This window comes from Proteinivorax tanatarense (genome assembly GCF_040267685.1).
GTDB classification, from domain to species: Bacteria; Bacillota; Proteinivoracia; order Proteinivoracales; family Proteinivoracaceae; genus Proteinivorax; species Proteinivorax tanatarense.
Window position 1 is genome coordinate 1,550,419 of sequence record NZ_CP158367.1, and the last position, 20,720, is coordinate 1,571,138.

Annotated in this window: 16 protein-coding genes; all 16 read right to left on the minus strand. The window is 33.8% G+C overall.

Annotation, left to right across the window (positions count from 1 at the left end; all coding sequences use genetic code 11):
• Window positions 1–365: 365 nt before the first annotated feature.
• The 16 genes from glnA to PRVXT_RS07805 all read right to left on the minus strand — a co-directional run bounded on the left by glnA (window position 366) and on the right by PRVXT_RS07805 (window position 20,623).
• On the minus strand, window positions 366–1,685 hold the full coding sequence (gene glnA / locus PRVXT_RS07730) for a type I glutamate--ammonia ligase (protein WP_350342310.1): 1,320 nt from the start codon (window positions 1,683–1,685) through the stop codon (window positions 366–368).
• Between the two features lie 295 nt (window positions 1,686–1,980).
• Window positions 1,981–2,655 (minus strand): corrinoid protein, encoded by a 675-nt coding sequence (locus PRVXT_RS07735; protein ID WP_350342311.1) that lies wholly within the window; start codon window positions 2,653–2,655, stop codon window positions 1,981–1,983.
• Window positions 2,656–2,698: 43 nt separating this feature from the next.
• Window positions 2,699–3,565 carry a uroporphyrinogen decarboxylase family protein gene (locus tag PRVXT_RS07740; protein WP_350342312.1) on the minus strand — a complete coding sequence of 289 codons (867 nt, stop codon included), beginning with the start codon at window positions 3,563–3,565 and terminating at the stop codon, window positions 2,699–2,701.
• Between the two features lie 14 nt (window positions 3,566–3,579).
• Window positions 3,580–5,376, minus strand: a complete 1,797-nt coding sequence (locus PRVXT_RS07745; RefSeq protein ID WP_350342313.1) for an ASKHA domain-containing protein — start codon at window positions 5,374–5,376, stop codon at window positions 3,580–3,582.
• Between the two features lie 18 nt (window positions 5,377–5,394).
• Window positions 5,395–6,405 carry an MtaA/CmuA family methyltransferase gene (locus PRVXT_RS07750; protein ID WP_350342314.1) on the minus strand — a complete coding sequence of 337 codons (1,011 nt, stop codon included), beginning with the start codon at window positions 6,403–6,405 and terminating at the stop codon, window positions 5,395–5,397.
• 24 nt (window positions 6,406–6,429) lie between these two features.
• A complete protein-coding gene (locus PRVXT_RS07755) occupies window positions 6,430–7,503 on the minus strand; it encodes a uroporphyrinogen decarboxylase family protein (protein ID WP_350342315.1) in 1,074 nt (357 codons plus the stop codon).
• A gap of 225 nt (window positions 7,504–7,728) precedes the next feature.
• Window positions 7,729–8,694: a hypothetical protein gene (locus tag PRVXT_RS07760; RefSeq protein WP_350342316.1), complete on the minus strand. Its 966-nt coding sequence runs from the start codon at window positions 8,692–8,694 to the stop codon at window positions 7,729–7,731.
• A gap of 347 nt (window positions 8,695–9,041) precedes the next feature.
• Window positions 9,042–9,710 (minus strand): RluA family pseudouridine synthase, encoded by a 669-nt coding sequence (locus tag PRVXT_RS07765; RefSeq protein WP_350345134.1) that lies wholly within the window; start codon window positions 9,708–9,710, stop codon window positions 9,042–9,044.
• Window positions 9,711–9,915: 205 nt separating this feature from the next.
• The gene (locus PRVXT_RS07770) at window positions 9,916–10,236 is read right to left on the minus strand and encodes a Spx/MgsR family RNA polymerase-binding regulatory protein (protein WP_350342317.1); all 321 of its coding nucleotides are present in this window, start codon (window positions 10,234–10,236) and stop codon (window positions 9,916–9,918) included.
• Between the two features lie 412 nt (window positions 10,237–10,648).
• Window positions 10,649–12,790: a TcaA 3rd/4th domain-containing protein gene (locus PRVXT_RS07775; protein WP_350342318.1), complete on the minus strand. Its 2,142-nt coding sequence runs from the start codon at window positions 12,788–12,790 to the stop codon at window positions 10,649–10,651.
• A gap of 63 nt (window positions 12,791–12,853) precedes the next feature.
• A complete protein-coding gene (gene istB / locus PRVXT_RS07780) occupies window positions 12,854–13,615 on the minus strand; it encodes an IS21-like element helper ATPase IstB (RefSeq protein WP_350342319.1) in 762 nt (253 codons plus the stop codon).
• A complete protein-coding gene (gene istA / locus PRVXT_RS07785) occupies window positions 13,581–15,170 on the minus strand; it encodes an IS21 family transposase (RefSeq protein ID WP_350342320.1) in 1,590 nt (529 codons plus the stop codon). The genes istB and istA overlap by 35 nt, the downstream gene beginning before the upstream one ends.
• Before the next feature lie 1,002 nt (window positions 15,171–16,172).
• Complete coding sequence (locus PRVXT_RS07790) at window positions 16,173–17,117, minus strand: dimethylarginine dimethylaminohydrolase family protein (protein WP_350342321.1); 945 nt, start codon at window positions 17,115–17,117, stop codon at window positions 16,173–16,175.
• A gap of 573 nt (window positions 17,118–17,690) precedes the next feature.
• Window positions 17,691–17,840 (minus strand): ATP-binding protein, encoded by a 150-nt coding sequence (locus PRVXT_RS07795; protein ID WP_350342322.1) that lies wholly within the window; start codon window positions 17,838–17,840, stop codon window positions 17,691–17,693.
• A 486-nt stretch (window positions 17,841–18,326) separates the two neighbouring features.
• Complete coding sequence (locus PRVXT_RS07800) at window positions 18,327–19,484, minus strand: hypothetical protein (protein ID WP_350342323.1); 1,158 nt, start codon at window positions 19,482–19,484, stop codon at window positions 18,327–18,329.
• A 320-nt stretch (window positions 19,485–19,804) separates the two neighbouring features.
• Window positions 19,805–20,623: a metallophosphoesterase gene (locus PRVXT_RS07805; protein ID WP_350342324.1), complete on the minus strand. Its 819-nt coding sequence runs from the start codon at window positions 20,621–20,623 to the stop codon at window positions 19,805–19,807.
• Between the last annotated feature and the right edge of the window lie 97 nt (window positions 20,624–20,720).

The following is a 20,720-nucleotide window of genomic DNA, read 5'->3' on the forward strand; positions in this document are numbered from 1 at the left end:
CACTAAAACACCCAATGCAACCACGTAGCAGGGAATTCATTCCCTGCCAATATACCGTAAAATAAAAATACAGCACCTCTAATTAGCCTAACAACTACCAATACCCTTAAAGAAAATAGCAAACCCCACTAAAACACCCAATGCAACCACGTAGCAGGGAATTCATTCCCTGCCAATATACCGTAAAATAAAAATACAGCACCTCTAATTAGCCTAACAACTACTAATACCCTTAAAGAAAATATCAAACCCCACTAAAACACCCAATGCAACCACGTAGCAGGGAATTCATTCCCTGCCCTAATCACCTTTTAGGATAAAATAAATAAAAAAGATAAGGCAAAAACCTTATCTTTTTTGTGCTATTAATATGCTTTTAAATAATGCTTAAGCTCCCAATCATGAATTTCCTCGCTATATAATCGCCATTCTTTCCGCTTAGCCTCAAGATACATATCAAATATATGTTTACCCAGCGAATCCTTCATAAGCTTACTGCTTTCAAACTCATCCAGCGCCTCTTTTAAACTTGACGGGAATTTTTTAACTTCTTCATCTCCATAGTTATCTCCGTTTTCATTACAACAATCCGACGGAGTAATCTTATTTTTAATTCCCTCAAAGCCTGCTGAAAGTACAGCAGCCAGAGCAAGGTAATGGTTAGCAGTAGGATCTGGGTTTCTTAACTCAATTCTTGTTGCCGGCCCCCTATTGGCAGGGATTCTAATAAGAGGGCTTCTGCTGCCTGTTGCCCAGGTAACCTCCGTGGGTGCCTCATAACCAGGTACAAATCTTTTATATGAATTTACAGTAGCATTTGTTACTGCAGCATATTCCCTAGCATACTTAATTAGGCCACCTACAAAATAATAAGCATCTTCGCTTAGTCCCATAGGATCATCTTTACATTCAAAAATATTTTTCCCATCTTTATATAAAGACTGATTAAGGTGCAAACAAGAACCATGGGCATTTTTTAATGGTTTAGGCATAAATGTAGCATGCAATCCATGCTGTTTTGCTATAGTCTTAACAACTAGCTTAAAGGTTGATACTCTATCAGCTGAAGTCAAAGCTTCCCCATATCTAAAGTCAATCTCATGTTGTCCCGGTGCCGCTTCATGATGTGAAGTTTCTATCTCAAAGCCCATTTCATCTAAAGCAAGGCAAATATCCCTTCTAGCATCTTCTCCTAAATCTGTAGGAGCATGATCAAAATATCCTGCTTTATCATGAATATCAGTAGTGGGCTTGCCATCTTCATCAGTTTCAAATAAAAAGAACTCAACTTCGGGTCCTACATGATACTCGTAGCCATAATTTTTTAGCTTTTTTAAAACATTTTTTAAAACATTTCTTGGACAACCTTCAAAAGGTGTGCCATCGGTATTATATACATCACATATCAAACGTGCGGTCTTTCCTTTCCCTTCTTTTGTCCACGGTAACACACTATAAGTAGATGGATCGGGGGCCAAGTACATATCAGACTCTTCAACTCGTACAAACCCCTTTATGGATGAACCGTCAAACATAATCTTATTGTCTAGAGCTTGGTCTAGCTGATAGGCGGGAATCGAAACACTTTTTAGCTTCCCAAAAACATCGACAAACTGAAGCCTAATAAAGTTTACTCCCTCCTCTCTAACAAGCTGTTTGACATCATCACTACTTAACGAATCCAAAATAATCACTCCTAGTAAAATAGTTTTTTAATCAATCCAATATAACTTTAACATATATGAAAATTCTCTACAAAGCTTCACAAACATCCTCTGAACCTTTAAAACAATCCAGGCGTATATCAAGAAAATATAGATAACTCTGCTATATATCTGCTCTATTATATTGACAAATACTAGCATATGCTACACCACCTTGTCCTAAATAACCAGCCACCTTTAACTAAAGATGGATAAAAAAAGATGCCAACAAATATTAAATTGGCACCATAAGTATCGTAGTTATTTTAGATTTCTACTATTGGACCTCTTCTCTCCTTAGTTCACCAACTAAATCAAGTGCTAGCTTGGCCCCTTTTGAAGCTTCAGAAGAATATCCATCAGCACCTATCCGATCTGCAAAAGATTTAGATATAGGTCCTCCTCCTACCATTACAACCATTTCTTCTCGTAAATTCTCCTTTTGAAGTAAGTCAATTACATCTTTCATGTTTTCCATTGTTGTAGTCATCAAAGTTGACAAACCTAGAAGATCTGCTTTGATTTCCTTCGCTTTCCTCACAAACTCCACTGCCGGTACATCTCTTCCTAAATCCACCACATCAAATCCTGCTGTTTCTAACATGATTTTAAAAAGATTCTTTCCTATATCATGGGTATCACCTTCAACAACACCCACTACTGCCTTATATTGCTTTGTAGAGTCTTTATCATATTTCAAGTGAGGTTTTAAAACATCTAACCCCATATACATAGCATCAGAACATAAAAGCAGCTCTGGAATGTAGTACTCTTCCTCTTCATAAAGTTTTCCCGCCTTTTCCATTCCATCAGCTAATCCACTATTTATTCCGCTATAAGCATCAAATCCAGCATCAATATATTTTTGGGCTAAGTCTTTTACTAAATCTTCTTCCATCTCCACAACGGCATTTGATAAATTAGCCAGTAATTTTTTTTTCTCAATCAACACTGATATCCCTCCCTTTATATTCTCAAAATAGGCGACTGCAACTTCATTTTGCAATTACTATACTATCCAGATGTTCAACATGCTTACTACTATATGCGTTTAAACATTTCTGTCCAAACATCACTGCATTATTTCTATCAGCTAAGTCGATCATCGCCTCACAATAATTTAAACCATCAGGACTTTTTATTTTTTCCACTTCTACCAAACCAAGTTCATCTAAGGCCAATGATTGAACTTTACAAACATGAATAACACTATCCTTTTTGCTATCAATCAAACGTTTTAAAACTCTAAAATTGGCCTTAGCACATACATTTTTGTAAAAATTTGGTCCCACTATATTTATATTTCCTGTAGGGTCTGCATAAGATATTATTCTCGCCCCGGACTTTGCTGCTATGCTGATATAAGCATCCAAATTCCTTTCTATAGTTTCTAGAGCTTGATATAAGATAGGTTCATTGTTTTTAAAGCCTTTAACTAAAGTTTTCATCTCTATAATGCTAGACAATATAGTAATAGGTCCTACAACCTTTAATAATACTTGCCACCCATCTACTTTTAACAGCTTTACACAATCCAAGACTTCTTTAATTCTCCCCATTTCAAAGTTAATATCCTTCAGTTCTTTAAGTTCAAAAATATGCTTATATCTATATTTTTTAATCCTGGGCTCTAAATTGCCATCCCCATAATTAATAATTGCTCCAAAAGCTTCAGCTTCCACAGTGTTACAAAAGGGGACACTACAAAATACATTTTTATTTAACGAAGCAATCTCTTTAGACAGCAAAGACATAGGTTCTAGTTCAAAATAAGCTTGTGGAAACATTGAGGAATGTTTCTTTATCAGGTTCCTTGGTATTTCTTCTTTTCTTTTAAAACAAGCTAAGTCAATGATAACCACCCCATATCAATATTTTAGATTTTTTTAAAAGTAAGGGCCTTGGTAAAAGTTTTCTCATAGTCCTGCATTGTCGATAATTCAACATAATCTATTCTACCAGTAATGTCCCTTATTATTTCTCTAAAATTGCGAGATAGCAAATACAAAATTGCACCTGTCACAGAAGAATTTCCTATATACCTTACCTTGCCATTAAAGGTTGACGGAAGCATACCTACACCAATCAAACTTTCTACATTTAAATGAGCTCCAAATTGACCTGCTATAATAACCTCATCTAATTCATATATGCTTAACTTCACATAGTCAAGCAATGTGTATATGCCTGATAATATCGCACCTTTAGCCAATTGAACCTGCCTTACATCATTTTGTGTTACGCTAATCTCTCCATTCGCAGATGATAACATGATGGAGCGAGTACTACCATCTTTAATTGCTACACCTTTGGGTAAACTTTCGATGTTATCCTGATTCTTTATTCTGCCTGTTAGCCCAATAACTTTATTTTGAAGTAACTCAGAAATACAGTCTATAATTCCGCTGCCGCATATTCCAATAGGTTTTATATCACCTATTACTTTTAAAAAAACTTGGCTATCTATTATTTTTACATTTTCAACAGCCCCGCTAGTAGCTCTCATACCATTTTTGATATTCATTCCCTCTAAAGCAGGTCCAGCAGCGCAAGCACAAGCAACCATCTGACCAGAACCATATAATACCATCTCTCCATTTGTACCTACATCTATAAATAAAGATTTTTTTCCTTTTTCAAAAAGTGAACCTGCACAAACACCAGCTACAATATCAGACCCAACAAAACTTGAAACACCTGGGAGAGTATAAACCATTCCATAAGCTGATATTTTGATGCCTAGTTCAGAAGCTAAAAACTTGTTTTCTTTAATAAAAACACTTTTATAAGGAGATTTCCCCATACATGTAGGATCTACATTTAAAAGAATATGGAGCATGGTAGTGTTTGCCGCTACTGCAATCTCATATATATTTTCTTTATCAATTTTGCTGTTTTTACACAATGACATAATTAACCTGTTTAAACAGTTAATAATCCCGTTGTGTAGCAGTTCTAGACCACCTTTGTTTTTTCTGACAAAATCTATCCTTGAAAGCACATCTAACCCATATTCTGTCTGTGGGTTAAGAGCACTTTCTATTTCTATTTCTTGTCCAGTAATTAAATTAACTAAAGATGCTACAACAGTGGTTGTGCCAATATCAATAGCTACTCCATAACACGAACTAGTTGTATCTTTTTTTTCAACACCTAAAATATAATTATTAGAGTAAATAGCGGTAATTTTTTTTTCCTTAATTATCGAAGGTAATTGTTGGAGAATAAGATGCTTATTAGCTACTACTTTCTCGTCTAGAACATTTTCTAAAGCTTCTAAATAAGAAAGTTCATTTTTTAAACAATGCTGATGAAACTCAAAGGTTTTTTTGTTGATATTAGGCTTAAAATCATGCTCAGGTAGTATGCCTTTTGTTAAAATTTTATTTTTATCATCCAGTTGCTCAGGAAAATCTATACATATATCTCCCTTAGGCTCCATAAAACATGCAAGGCGAGTACCTACCGATAATTCATCAACTGTAAGAAATTTTTCCTCCTCGTTGGTTATAGGATTAACATCACCACTTTTAAGAATAACTTTACATTTACCACAAGTTAGCCCCCCACCACAAGGTGTCTCAAATGTAATATTATTTTGTCGGATAATATCGATTAACTTCAAACCTTTATCAAAGCTATACTTTACACCTTTAACTGTTAAAAAACACATATCTACACTCCATTAAAATTAGTATTTACTTTCCTTTACTGCTTGAACAATTGCCTTCAAATTTTCTAATTTGCTTTTGGGTCCAACCCCACATGCTGGTGATACAATATCCACACCATCTTTAAGACATCTTTTAACTAAAGATTGCAAATGACGAGGCTCAGAATATTCAATGGCATATGTACTCAAATTACCCATTATAGCTTTGTCTTTAACATTTTGAGTTACTTTTTCCACAGAAGTTATAGAATCAAAGCTTATAGAATTACAGCTCAGATTATCAAGTTCTTTAAAAACACTTGATAATCTTCCACATATATGAACTATAGTTGGTGCATTTAAAGAATTTGTCAACATATTAAGGTACGGCAATGAAAACTCTTTAAAAAACTTAGGCCCTAAAATCTCTCCTGTTCCACTGGGCTCTGAAATGGTTATTACATCTGCACCAGCTTTTATTTGCTCGTTGCCAAATTGAACCAGGTTCTCAACAATAAAACTGAGCAATTTATGACAACTACCTGGTTCTTTTCTAAGTTCTTTATAAAATACCATTGGCTCTATGACAGAGGTTGCTATACTTACGGGGCCTACTAGATTCCCAACTATTGGGACATTTTCACTAGATTCATGTAAAATTTTTATAGCATCTAAAACAACCTTAACTCGGCCCTCTTTAGCATTTAGCTGTTTTAATTTAGACCATTGCTCTGATTTATTAATGGGATATTTTATTACCCTGGGCTCATTTAATTTAGAGCCTAAAAATACCTCTGCACCCATAGCTTCAGCTTCTATAGTCATACAAAAAGGGACACCATAGTTTTCGAAAGCCTCCTGATTATACACACCTTTAGCAAGCTTTGCCATGAGAAAAGCATCTTGATGGGCTTTGGGCCAAAGACTTTCAGATTTGTCCATTACTTCCTCTACAACATTGTTCATCATACCACCTGGACAAATACAAGGCGCCCTATCAACAGTTTCCAGTTTTAATGTTTTAATCAACCTTTGTTTTGAATCTAACATTATTACACTCCATTTGTCTTTTATTTATTGTCTAGATTTAAGTAAGTTTTCATTGATGGGATATTGTCCATAGTATTTTCCAGCTTCCATAAACAGTTCTATATTCTCGATAGGTGTATGCATGGGTATTTGACATCCTGTACTTAAAATATATCCTTTGGGAGAATCATGGCCTTTTAAAATACATTGCCTAACTGAGTTAAAAATATCACTTTTATTCCCTTTATGAATAACATCAACGGGAGGAACATTGCCAGTAATAATCACCCTATTTCCCATTACCTTTTTAGCCTCTGCTAAGTCTTCTACGTTGTCTATACTAAAGTTAGATACTCCTGCCTGCACAATATCTTCCCATATTTCTCTACTGGTACCACATACATGTATAGCTGGTGAACTTTTCGTGGTTTCCTTTATTTTATCTATATTTTGCTTAAGGTATGGCAAGGAAAATTCTCTAAATTGTTTAGGACTAATTACACTAGTTGATGAAACTGGATCAGCAAAGCCAACACCTAACCCTAGCTTAGCTACTTCTTCAATATATCTATTATTCGACTCCGCAATTATCTCCATAACTGTATGAACTTTTTTAGGGTGTTTAATCATCCATCGGAGTAAATTTTCCGTTCCCACTACAGATGCCGCAACACTAAATGGTCCAGTCATAGCTGCACCAACATCGACATCTTCAATAAGGGCATCTCTTGTCAGCTGCAGCGCTCTAAGCAAAACCGGCAATTTCCCGTCTTTCCAAGGGTCAGCAACTTTAAGATATTCCACTTGCTCTATGGATTTAACAGCTGGTTCTAGCAGATATGAAATATTATAATCAGGATAACAAACCTTCGCTCCCATTGCCTCAGCCATGCCACGCAAGCTAGTAGAAATGCTAACACTGTCATGCCTTAACCTTTTAAATAAAGCAATCTCTAAGTCAGCCATTAACTGAGGCGAGTGATAATATTCACTTGCTTTTACATTAATAAATGGTGCCATAGTTACACCCATATCAGGTACACATATTACCCTATCAATTTCCTGCCCTTTTGAGAAAGCATCCATCCTCTCCCGGGGAGTCATTTGCTCTACAACCATGTGTTTGCAACTCCTCTCTATCTAAGATTATAATTTTTGTTTATGGTTATTATATCATATGTTTATATTTTTGAATACAAAAAGACAGCCCTAAACAGTTACAAGGTTTTTAATACAAAAAAGTATATTAAGCAAATTACTAGTATTATAACACCAAAAAAAGAAACCCTTATAATTAAGGATTTCCTTTTATCGTACCATCTTTATTTATGCGCCCGTATTTATTTAATAATTAACCTGCGCCAACTTGCCTATATGTTTAAAGTTAAACAAACCTTTTTTTCTATCGGATAAGTTAGAACGATATGGATTATATTTATACACAGTAGCATTAAAGTCCCTTTCTAGTTTTAAAGCTACTGTATTACTGCTAGAATAAAATCCTGCAGGGAGCTTATTGGTAGTTTTAGTCCAGCAATAAGGGGCGTATTTCTTTCTTTTTTTATATTCTAGCATTTTTCGCATAGCTGCAAAGCTATATACATTTCCGTCTGTAACTTTATATTTTGAAGAATAGTGCCAACTACCAGGTTGCTTTGATACCATGTCACCTTCATATAATGCATTTATTGTAGTTAAATCCTGTTGATTTCTTTTCTTTAGCTGCTGAAGTTGCTGCAGTCTTTTTTGTAATTTGTCTAAAACAACCGTTTGTAAGTAGCAACTTTCTCTAGCGCTATGTTGCTCACTTAAAACTTCTTCTTTACTACTATACTCTAAGCTTTGTTCATCACGTAAAAATTTCTGTTTTCCGCTATTAAATATCTTTGCGTTTGATAAAGAAATTATATTGAGCTCATTTTTCAACAATAACTTTTTCAAATATCTTAGCCTATTCTCATAACTATATATTTTATTATAAAATCTGTAATAATTTATTTTTACTAGAGGTTTTTCCTTAGTACTAAGTAGATTACTTCTATTTATTTCAGTGCTTTGATAAAAACTTTCCCCTACCTTACTCTGCGTACCTTTATCACAAATATCATCTTTAATCTTATTAGCTTTTTTAATAAGATTCTTCATACGATGCTTTAATAAATTATTCCGCCTTTGAAGATCCTTAAGTTCTTTTTGACAAACTTCTTGGCTAAAAGAATTCTTATGTTGTAATTTATCAGCTATTTCCACCATATCCCTTTTATAAACTAATTCTTCATTATTATAATTAACTTTTTGATTTTCTAACATAAGTAACTCCCCTTTCAAAGGCTTTAAATAAAAACTAGGAAATATATTCCAACTCCCATACCTTTACTATTCTATCCTTACACTAAAAATCCTTTATTTGAAATAAAAAATTAAAATAAAATCCTTACTATTATCAAATAAGTTAAATAAAAAAATACCAACATATTAGACGACTAGCACGAGCAATATAAACACAATTAAAAGTAGCCCTTTATCAGCGTTTTTAGACTGGTCCACATATCATTTCTCCTCTATAACAACATTTTATAGATAATTACAAAGAATCCCCCCTAACTACCTAATGACAAAGATGTGCGACTCATCATCACATAGTTTATATCCAAATACTACAATAATAAATTCCAAGGAAACACACTAGGTGGCATGGATTCCACACTTAATGGTTTTTTTCTAACAGGATGTTTAAATGAAAGAACATGAGCCCAGAGCGCTAATTGCTGCCCCCTTTTACTTAAATGTTGTCCATACTTTTGGTCGCCGAATATCGGGTTGCCCATGTTTGACAACTGAACCCGCACTTGATGAGGACGCCCTGTATGAAGCTGTACAGAAAGCAAGCTAAATCCTTTTTGGGATAAAATGGTTTCATAGTTTAATATAGCTTTCTTAGCCTTTGGATTACTAGATACTACAAAAACCTTATTTCTTCCGTTATCCTTCCAAATATAGTCTTCTAGTCGTCTTTTTTTAGTTTTCGGTACGCCATGAACTACCGTTAAATACTTTCTTTTTATCATTTTTCTACGCAAGGCATCGGAAAGTCTTGAAGCAGCTTTTGAAGTTTTAGCAAAAGCCATAGCACCACCCACAGGACGATCTAGGCGATGAACAAGTGCTAAATAAACATTTCCAGGCTTTTTATAGCGTACTTTAAGATCATCTTTTAACGCTGTAAGTAAATCAAAATCCCCACTACTATCTCTTTGAACGGGAATATTTATAGGTTTTTCTACTAAAAGCAAATGATTGTCTTCATATAATATGTTGATATTCATATAGCATTCCTCTCCTTTACGAGCTATTGCATATATAGTAACATTAGCATATATTTCCATCAACCATAGTATTTGGCAGTACTTGTCCATAATTATTATCCATTTAACCATAATATGTTCTAAGCAATAACGGTAACTTTAAAATTACAAAAAACAAATAAAGAGCATAAGAGATACGGGAACACCGTTCTCTTATGCTCTTATGCTATTTCACTATTTCTTTGTATTCCTTCTCTTTAAAACCTATAATCACTACTTCTTTCCTATCAGTTAGTATAGGTCTTTTTACCAACATTCCATCTGAAGCCAAAAGTTCGAGCTTTTCCTCATCACTCATATCTTTGATTTTATCTTTAAGCCCCATCTCTTTATAAACTTTTCCGTTAGAGTTAAAAAACTTATTTAAGCTAACTTGCGATATCTCGTAAAGCTCAGCAAATTCATCTTTAGTAAGATTATTTTTAACTAAATGCCTTGCTTCAAACTCCACACCATGCTCCTGGAGCCACTTCCTGGCTCGCCTCACACTAGTTCATGACGGGTAATCCATAAACATCCATTTCACCATAAACCACTCCTTATCCTACAGAATATAGTTGATAGATGATAAGTGATAGATGTTGTTTCAATTGATCATACATTTAATTCATCTGTTTCAGACAAGTCTTTCCTTTTTCTATATAATAGCAAATGGCTAATTTCTTACGAATCCACTAGTACAATATGTAACATGTCCAATATTCTTGGCATAACGACACTTTTTAGTTAAATTCAGTTCAACTTTCCTTGGTTAAAGCCGTGAATCCACAATAATAAGCAAAATTAACAGAAAATATTTCTAACAAAATATAGATGTTTTGCAACATTGCAGCCCTGATTCCGAGATTTTCCTTGTTGTGCAATTTACTATAACCTATCCAGTATGCTGGCATGGATGCCTAAAACTCAATTTTGACAGTTCTGCTATCGGAAAATATATTTCTTGAATGAATAACTTCATAGGAGCTATAGCCAGTTATCTCCCAATCTTGTTTATCGTAGCAATACTTAAAGTTTAGTTCATAATGTTCCAGGATTTCACTTTCTCGCTTATCTAAGTCTCCTAACCAGTCTTCTTCCTCTGTTGCTTGTACATACTCAACTAGCGCACTAACTGAAAAAAAGTAGTCAGCTTTATTTCTATGGAAACTACTGCTTATACTGTCTATCTCATAGGTTGCCTCTATTAGTTCTAATGTAGCTGAATCATAACGGTTCCACCAATCTTCTATATCATTTTCTATATTGGTTGCTAACTGTTGCGTGGTATTTTCGACTAAACTTTTGTCACTTTCGTTGTAGGCATCATAATAACTTAATATAAATTCATTTGCCATTTCAACGGCACTCTCTTCAATTTTTTCATCAATAGGCTCAAATTCTAGATTAACATAGTTTTTTGTAATTGGGTAGACCTCACTTTCTACTTTACCCCATGGTAGTTCTATAACACCTTCAACTTTTGTTGAGCCATCATATTTTAAAGGTCCAATTTGGTCGCCAATATTCTTTGTACTTGAGTCACCGTTAATGATTATATCAACATTATCATAATCTGCCCATACAGTGGTATATTTCCCATAGAGAGAAAGATCCATGTGGTGTTTATCTACAGAAGGATCCATTAGTAGAATTATGCTTTCGGTGGCTAGGGTAGTATACTCTCCCTCTAATTTTGCTGTTATGTTATATTCACCTGGCATGAACGGACCAAACTCTTGTGTAAAGTATTCTTGATCGCTTGTTACTAATAATTCTTCACCAAAATATATTTCTACACCTTCATAGTTAGTTTCCAAGGTAATATAATTTGATTTTGGTACTAAGACGTAATCTCTCTTTAAAAGTCCCTTTTTACTCTTTAATGTAAAGAGGTTATCTTCTACAAAATGGCCATTGTTTTCGCCATTATCAAACAATTTAGCTTGATCATAAAGGGATTGAATAAAACTTCCATAGGCTGACGGGTGTTTATCAAAATATTTTAATAACCCTTTTATATGACTATCTTCAATCTTCATACGACTGTCAGCGGGACTTATTACTTCTGATAACCATTGTACATCTGAATTTAATATCGCTTTTTCAGTTTCCTCAATAAAACGTTCAGGATTATTAGCGCCAATTAATACTTGATATACTAAAAATATAGCTATCACTGAAACTATAGTGGTGGAACCTATAAGTTTATGTTTTATGCTGATGTTTTTATTAAGACTTTTAGGGAGCTGCTTAAGTATTTCATTCCAAGTAAATTTTTGACCGCAGGATTCACAGCTGCTGTTTAAATCATTGATTCTTGCTTCGCAAACCGGACAATCTTTGATGTATTTTAGCGCTTTAGTCCTTATTTTTATCAAGGCTTCTTTGAAAACTTTGGTAATAGATTTTAAATAAGAATTTGTAGCTGATACTATTTTAGGCTTCCATTCATCTACTAGATTTGTTTTATTTTCTTTATTATTTTCATCCATATTTTGCGTGGTATCTCGTGAAAGCTCCTTACCCTCTTCTTGGTCGTTAACAGATATGCTAACAGGCTTCGTTTTTGAAGTTTGATAAAAATAACCCCCTATAGAGAATGTAATTCCCAAAAAAATACTATAATGAGCTTCCATATTAATACCCAGCATTACAAAAAAACTATTGCCCGCCAGTAAACCTCCAGCTATACTTGTAGAAATTATAATTACTGGCTTTGTAAATATAACGCTCATTACTCCGAAAACAATTGCCATTAGGATAGCTAATACCATAGTCTGAGTAAGTAAACCACCTAATAAAAAACCCAATGTTCCACAAAGGATGAAAACCCCTGCGAGATAAAGTTTGTAAGATAAAATTGCACCTAATATACCGAGTAAAATAGAAAAGAATATAGCTATACCAAATTCCCCAGTACCTACCCATATAGGTACCATAGATATAAATCCGAAGCTAAAAAAACCAATTACCCCTACCCAAAACTTAAAAACTTTAAACCCTCTAAAACACTGGTTTGCTGCAAATAAAAAAGTTACAAAAGCCAGAACTTGTGTCACAGTGTAACTGGCAAGTAGAATTGGAGAAATTTTGGCAATTAATTTTCCCTAACCTTTTTCCAGTTAAAACCTAGAATTTTCTTCAAAAAATGATTCTCTGTGTGCTAATCTATAACTTTTACCTGACATATTAAATAACTCACATCTATGAGTGATTCTATCTAAAACAGCTGTAGTTAAAGCTGGGTCACCCAATAGTTCAGTCCAGTCTTCTAGACCTTTATTTGAGGTAATAATAAGTGATGCTTGTTCATGAAGTGCCGTTATGAGTTGGAAAAACAGGTTAGACTCTTCCCTAGATATCGGCAAGTAACCTAGTTCATCGATGATTAGTAAGCTAGAGGACAAAACCTTATTTATTTTGCCTTTACTTTTTCTTGATATCTCTTGGGTTTTTAAACAGTGCATAAGGTCGTTCATAGTAACAAAGCTAACCTTGTACCCCATCTCAACAGCCCTGTAGCCTAGTGCTATTGCTAAGTGAGTTTTACCGACCCCAGGAGGGCCCAAAAAAATTAAATTATACATACGGTCTATCCATTCCAATTCCGATAAACTGTTAACTTGTCTTTGAGTTATGGACTTTTGAAAATCTAAATCAAAATCTTCTATAATTTTAAGTGTAGGAAAACCAGCGTTTTTTAGCCTTCTTGCCTGTGCTTTTTCTTCTTTTAGTTTCATTTCTTCCTGAAGTATGTTTAACAAAAATTGCTGATATGAAATGCTTTTTCCATCTGCATCTTGAACGACTTGAGAAGCGTTTGTATTTAAGTAGTCAAGCTTTAATTTTTTAGCATTTTCTTTGATTAGCTCCAATTTCTCCACTGTGACTGTCCCCTTTCAAAGAATTAGTATACTCTTCAATACTTCTTATTTCAGGCTTTAAATCCTGATACTTTGAAGGGGTAGAAATGTCTGCCTTAAAGTACTTTTTATTAAGTTGTCGTTTTTCTTCCTCCTTAAAGTATTGGATTGTATCCTTAAGCATGCCAGCGCTGTAGAGTTTTCTTTCAACGCAGTAATCAATAGCTTTTTGTACAAGTGACGGGTTTTCAGATGTCACTGTTTTAATTATTAGGTTAGATTGATCTTTAAAGTATCTAGATTTTTCAGCCCTAATGATATCAACAAACGTTATTGCCTTATCAGTTTCTCCTAAACTTTTTAAAACTTTCTCACGCATTTCGTCGCAACTGTACTTTCTTGATTTTTGCCTATCTGGGTGGTCTATTGTTACTAGCTGACCTTTTCCTTTAGCAATTTTATGTGTGATAATCAACTCATTAGTATCTTTATCAATTATTTCGATACAATCTTTTTTAACTGATAAATTAACTTCTTTACCTGGTGAATAAGTCCCTATGGGTACTTGATATCTGTTTTGTTTGTAAAATACTGTATTGTTTTTTCTTACTAGATAGGTTAAAATTTTAGTATCAGTTGATTCAGCAAAGAGGGTAGGTATTGGCATTAAGTGTTCCTTTTCCAGAGCAAACACTTCTGCCGGTACCTTCTTTGTTGTTTCATGGACTTTTTTATTGCCGGTTCTTTCTAGCCATTTTAGATTATCATCATTAAAGGATTCAATATCTACAAATTTTCTATGTTTAGCGAAGTTATTCTTGGCATACTTTACTACAGCTTCTACTTTGCCTTTGCTTTCAGGATCAGCCTTTCTGCAAAGGTACACTTTAAACTTAAGAGAGTTAAGATAATTTTGAAATCCTTCGGTATATAATATATCTCCATTGTTTTCAGAAACTACTAGTACTTTATCTTGATCATAAACTATCTCTTTGGGTCTGCCGCCAAAGTACTCAAAAGCTTTGTTGTGGGCTTTGATGAAACTTGATGTTGTAAATGGCTTGTCCGACCACCATACGAACTTGTATCTTGAATGGGATAAAACCATTCCAAAACAATATGCTTTTACTCTTTTATTATCATGTGTCTTAAGCCATATCTCTCCTAGATCAACTTGAGCTTGATACCCCATAGGAAGATTTTCTATTTCTTCATACTGCCTAACTGATGTCACTTTGGGCAAGTCATATTCTTTTCTAAGCTTGTTTACATAGAGCCTTAGAGTTCTTTCCTTAAAATCTAGCTCACCATGTTTTTCTAAAAGCCAATCATAAATCTGAGCGGCTGACATATCTCGGTATTCTTTAATCCATTCTAAAATTTGCTTTTTGTATTTATCCACCTTCTTTCTCCGTGATTGAGCTGTATTATGGAGCTCTGAAAACTCATCAAACTCCATATCCCAGTACTTTGATACGGTCTTGTAGTCAATCTCTAGTAGCCTTGCAACTTGGGATTTATTTAATCCCCTAGACCTATTTTCTTTAATTTTGGCAAACATATCCCACCTCTTCAATTCTCATACCTCCTCTGATAAATTAACTCTTTAATTTTATCAGAAGGGGTATTTTTTTAGTAGATAACTGGAAAAAATTCTCCGTTTCTATTTGCCAAAATCTCTCCATTTTAGTTTACCATTTACACACAGTAGTTATGTTTCTCTCAGCCTCTTCAACTCCTAATAATATTTCAATAATTTCCAGAAAGCCCACTTCTTATAACCTCCCTATATAATCTCACTAATAAAAATATCATACATTCATTAGACATTCGCAACTTTATATTTCGACAGGAAAGTCCATAATCCTTCAAAACACATTAAAATTTTCCAAAAAAAAGAAACTAACTATTTCCTATAAGTGGCTGTACCAAAACTATATAGCCACTTTTTAAGTTTAAAATAAAAAAAGACTAACCTATTATGTTAAAAAAGAATTGACAAAAAGCATTTATGACAAAAAAGGAGCTATTCTTATGAGTACAAATTGCAAATACGCATGAATTTTATTTTTGTATAATGGCTGTTTGACAAGCGACGGCTTACCTTTTAGATTAGCTTCTATTTCCGAAATCTTAGGTGCCACTTGAAGCACTTCCTTGTCTTAATTCCATTCATTGAGGCTATCATTATAGTGTTTAACTTCAATAACATATTCTTGATCCAATAACGCCTACTCTCCCGTCACCAGGACCTATAACCTAATTCACCTGAGCATTCCATTATTGTCTATATCCAAATTTGCTATTATATGGGGCAGGGTTGACGCAGGGTCAACCCTGGCTGCACTTTTCACTCGATTATGTTCTTAATAGCACTTCGACAAATAGAAGTTCCACTTCTACATAGCTCCATTCTAAAAGCTCTGGGTGCTCTGGCGCTTTTAAATTAACTGACTTTCTCCCTAAAACCTAACAAAACCTAAGTTATCCATTGAGTTAAGAATTCGAAAACGCGACATATCATTCTTTATATTAATCTATTTCTGATTTAATCAACTATCATCTGCTCTAAAACGTCCTACTCCCTTTTCAAAAATACGGTTGCACAATGTATAGCTCCCCAACCTTTTAGAATCTCAGAAAAATCTATAGGTATAACCTTTATATTATTTTTTTCTAGTTCTTCTCTACACCTAGGGTTTCCCTCTGGCTGGATTACTAGGCCCGGTTCTAATGCCACAAAATTAACACCTAATGTATCTTTTGCTTCAGTCTGAGATGGTGCTTCTAGAATCTTTATCCCTTTTTTCATTAGAGCTTCACATACATCGTAAGGGACCTGAGGGGCATGGATCATTACTGTATCCTCACTTGCAAAGTTTAGCAGACCATCTATATGAGCATGCCCGTAGGGAATAGGCATTGGTATTATATCTTCTACCCCCATCCTTCTTAGATCGTACTCTATTTGGCTATAAGCTGATCTATTAGTTCTCGAACCAGTAGCTAAAATTACTGTTTTTCTATCTACCCACATGCCATTAGCACCTTCAAAAATACCATCTCCTGTAATAGTTCTAACAATAGGAACACCTAACTTAGCAAGCGCTTCTGCAACATACCTTTCCTCTCCACGCCTCTGTTCCATAGCAGGGCGGGTAACGATTGCTCCCTCGGGAGTCATAAATACTAGATCTCTCATAAATACAGCGTTAGGTCTATCTTCTCTTTGGTTTTCAACATAATGCACAGCTACATCATGCCTTTTATATATTTGTGCTAAGTTATCATGCTCCTCTCTAAATTTATCAACGTCAATAGGAGCTCTAAACCTCACCTCGTTATAGTCAAAGTCTTCAATTTCTTTTCCTGGTCTTCTCATAAGTACCGCTTTCAACTTTGTTACTTCAGAAGCCACGCCCCAGTCTCCCCAATAATCCTTCATATCCTCTAAAAACTCACTTTTTTTAGGGAACCACCTTTCTCCTGGTATAGAATCTACATCTCTAAAATCCTTACTCATGATTATCCCCCTTCTTTTAAATTAACTTTATTAGAGCTAATATTATGGCAACAATTTAAGATTTAATGTATTATAATACTCAATAACGCCATCTTTATTAGCAACTAATATTCAACTCATATAATTATAAAGCTTTGGTACATTCCCATCAATAAGTTTAAAAAATTCAAAAGCAAACATAAAATATACAAGCGAAATGGCAACCATCATAAATGTTCCTATGTAAGGAAAAGACCAACATATTAGAATGGTAAGAAAGGCAATTACTCCAGCCCAAAGAGAATGAAATACTAGTCCAATTAGCACGCTCGTAACTACTGCTTCTCAAAAATTACTTTGCTAAATCTCTTACTTGTTTCATAGGCATGTAATCCATCTCTGATCTATCTTTACACTTTAATATCCCTCCAATTTGTAGTATTGGGTAATTAGTCAAAAGTATAATTCTACCCTAAAATGTCCATTTATATCATTTTAAAAATGTACAATTTGTCACTTTGTTATGACGTCTCTGTAGTATTTATCTGTGCTTTTTGAATCTTATCCTTGATTCTGTAAGAATGAACTTTTATGTTAGTAATAGTAGAATGAATGTATAAGACAAACTAATATAGTTTTAGCTAATGTATTATAACTATAAAACTCACCCCAATCACTAAAACTTTTTAGGGTAATAGTCGTCGACTTTTTCTCATACCTTCTTGCTATTAGTTGAAAGAACAAGTTTGCTCCTTGACATGTACATCATCACCAACACTTTGGCGCTTAAACTACCCCACTTTTTTAATCATAGATGATAGATGATAAGTGATAGAAGTTATATTATTTTCACTATTCTTCATTATTGTTTAAAACCCTTTATAATAAGCAGAAAAACATCTTTCAAAGTAGAGATGTTTTAAGAACTGCAATATTGAAGTACTAATCCCTAGAAATTCCACTGCTTTGTAGCTTTTTACTATAAACTTCAAATATAGATTTTTATCAGCTTATTTTTGAAAGATAAAGTCACCATTATTGCCTCTACAAATAACATGATAAAGTGCACCAGAATATTCTACTCTTGGACCTCTCGGTATTTAAATCACTCCATGTTTGGAATGAATTCTCACGATTTGCAATATTGCATTCCTGACACAGGGATTTTACTCCAAGGAAATTTTGCTCAAAAAAACATTCCAGGAAGGACAACTGCTCTCAGTTTTTCCACTAATGCAATTTATTCATCATTTTTTGACAAATTATAAAAGTGTTTTTTACCTGTTCATTATTAATTCCTTTATAGATTCTCTTAAAAACAGCTTCATAGCCAACCAAACCATCTTTTTTCATGGGTTCATCAACAAAGATTAATGATTTAATTGTACAATACTCTTCTTTAAAATATAGGTATGTATACATAAGTGCCCCTATAAACAATCCCCTTCTGCGAACAAATTTATTAACACCTTTTGACCACACACTTACATCCTTAATTTCATGAAAATCAGGTAAATAAGTAATTTTTTTACCATTATAATCATGAACATCTATTTGGTTATAACTATTATACGATACTAGGTCCCAAAGCATCATGACATTAACATACATGCCAAACATTTTAGGAGCGTATTCACTAAAAAATTGTTTTGCACCACCATTGTTATATTTAGGACTTCTTGTATATGCTTCTAGCTTTTCTAATAAACTATAGTTATAATTTTGACTTTCTTTAAGAAAGAATAACGATTGCGGTAGATAATCACGCAAGCACGCTGATGTTCCTCTATATGCATTAAAATATGCTGGAACAATACCAAAATTTCCTGGAGCATGACTAATTTGAAATAGAGCTCCCATATCTGATTCTTTCATCTCTTTTATAAATGTTTCAGGATTGTCGGACATTTTCTTTATACAATCAATAGTGCTATAGCCTAACTCTGACTTTATAGTTGTTTGTAATGAATTAAGACAATCTCCTCCCCAAAGCATCAACTTATTATCTAAATCTTCATTTTGAAACATATCTATCGTGCCGAAGTAACTATACTTATAAGTAAATCCCCATAAAACACTATATAATTCTTTTGCAAAAACACATTTACCAGTTGCGTTATCTGGATCAAAACTAGAAGGTGCTGCAATACCATTGTTATTGATTTTAATCGTTAGTGCTTTATATACAAAAAATGCATTCGTTTTCTCCTCTTTTAATTCTTCAGAGTAATAATGTTTGCCAAATAATACTCTCTCCTTATATCCATTAAATGGAAATTGTTCTTTTATGTCATATTCTGAAAATGCTAAAAGTCCTCGTTCGATACCGTCATCATCCAAATCAACCTTTGGGAATAAATCATATAAAACTTTTTCTAATTCACTCATAACAAACCTCCATATCTTTACTATTCTTTGGCATTTTCGCAACACCACAACTCATGATTTTACGGGATTTTTTATGAAAATTTATAACCCCTTACCTAATTATGGTAAAAGTAACGTGCAGCTACAAAATCAAATATAATCCTGAATGGTGTTATACAACTCTATTTTATAATAACCTAAATCTCACGCGTATTTTTTTTCAAAATAAATCTGCATCTCTTTCATACATTTAGTTGAATCTGATTATTCATCTCCTCAAACTTTTACATAACCTAAGCTTAAAAACTCGAATATTAATGCTTTGTATGACCTTTTCTTCTCTATTTAATCACATACTCTTGAAAAAAATAACTCCCTTGACCATCTCGCTTCTTTTTGAATGAAGAATACCGTGATGTTGTTGTATTGTATTTTAAAACTGGTATACAACCACTTCTATTTACTTCCCCATCAATAAAGAAATGATTATCCCCATCCCAGTAGATATCATGAAATTTTTTGCCTTTCGCCAGTGAACTTGTGCCAATATGACCCGCAATTATATCCTTATGAAATTTACCAAAGGTTGCAGGATATTTACTTAAAAAATATTCATCAGGAGTTCCATGCTTCCAATATTCTTCTGCTTCTTCATCAATGCCTGCATGAACATAAATTGCCTTTGGTGTTTCATAATACAGCAACATCCCTTTTATCCATTTAATCAAGCCTGCATGGTTAGTTAAGACATCCTTTTTAATTATTTTAGAAATGTCCAATAAATAATCATGGTAACCTTTATCCTTACTTATACCGAATATCTTTTCCTTAGTAGATTCCGATATAAAAGAGTTTATTGTTGTAAAATTCATATCAGTGCTTAGCCACTCAACACTCCATAGATTATGACCCCCTGCATTTAAAAATTCTAGGAACCTATACTCGTGATTTCCCATAAGAACAATGACTTGATCGGGATAACTTTCAACCAGACTCTTTATTTTATATAATACCTTACAACTATCTGGGCCATAATCAATATAGTCCCCACATAGAATCAACTTGTTTTGACTATCAGATTCTAGATCTACAAGTGTTAGGGCTTCTTCTAGCGGTTGTGAGTATCCATGAATATCACTAATTGAAAATATTAAAGCCATGTTTCACCTCCCTATTTGGATTTATTGATTAACTCCATTGAAAACACAAATGAATCAGTCCATAATTCGTTACCAGTACTCTCTCATACAAGTTAAC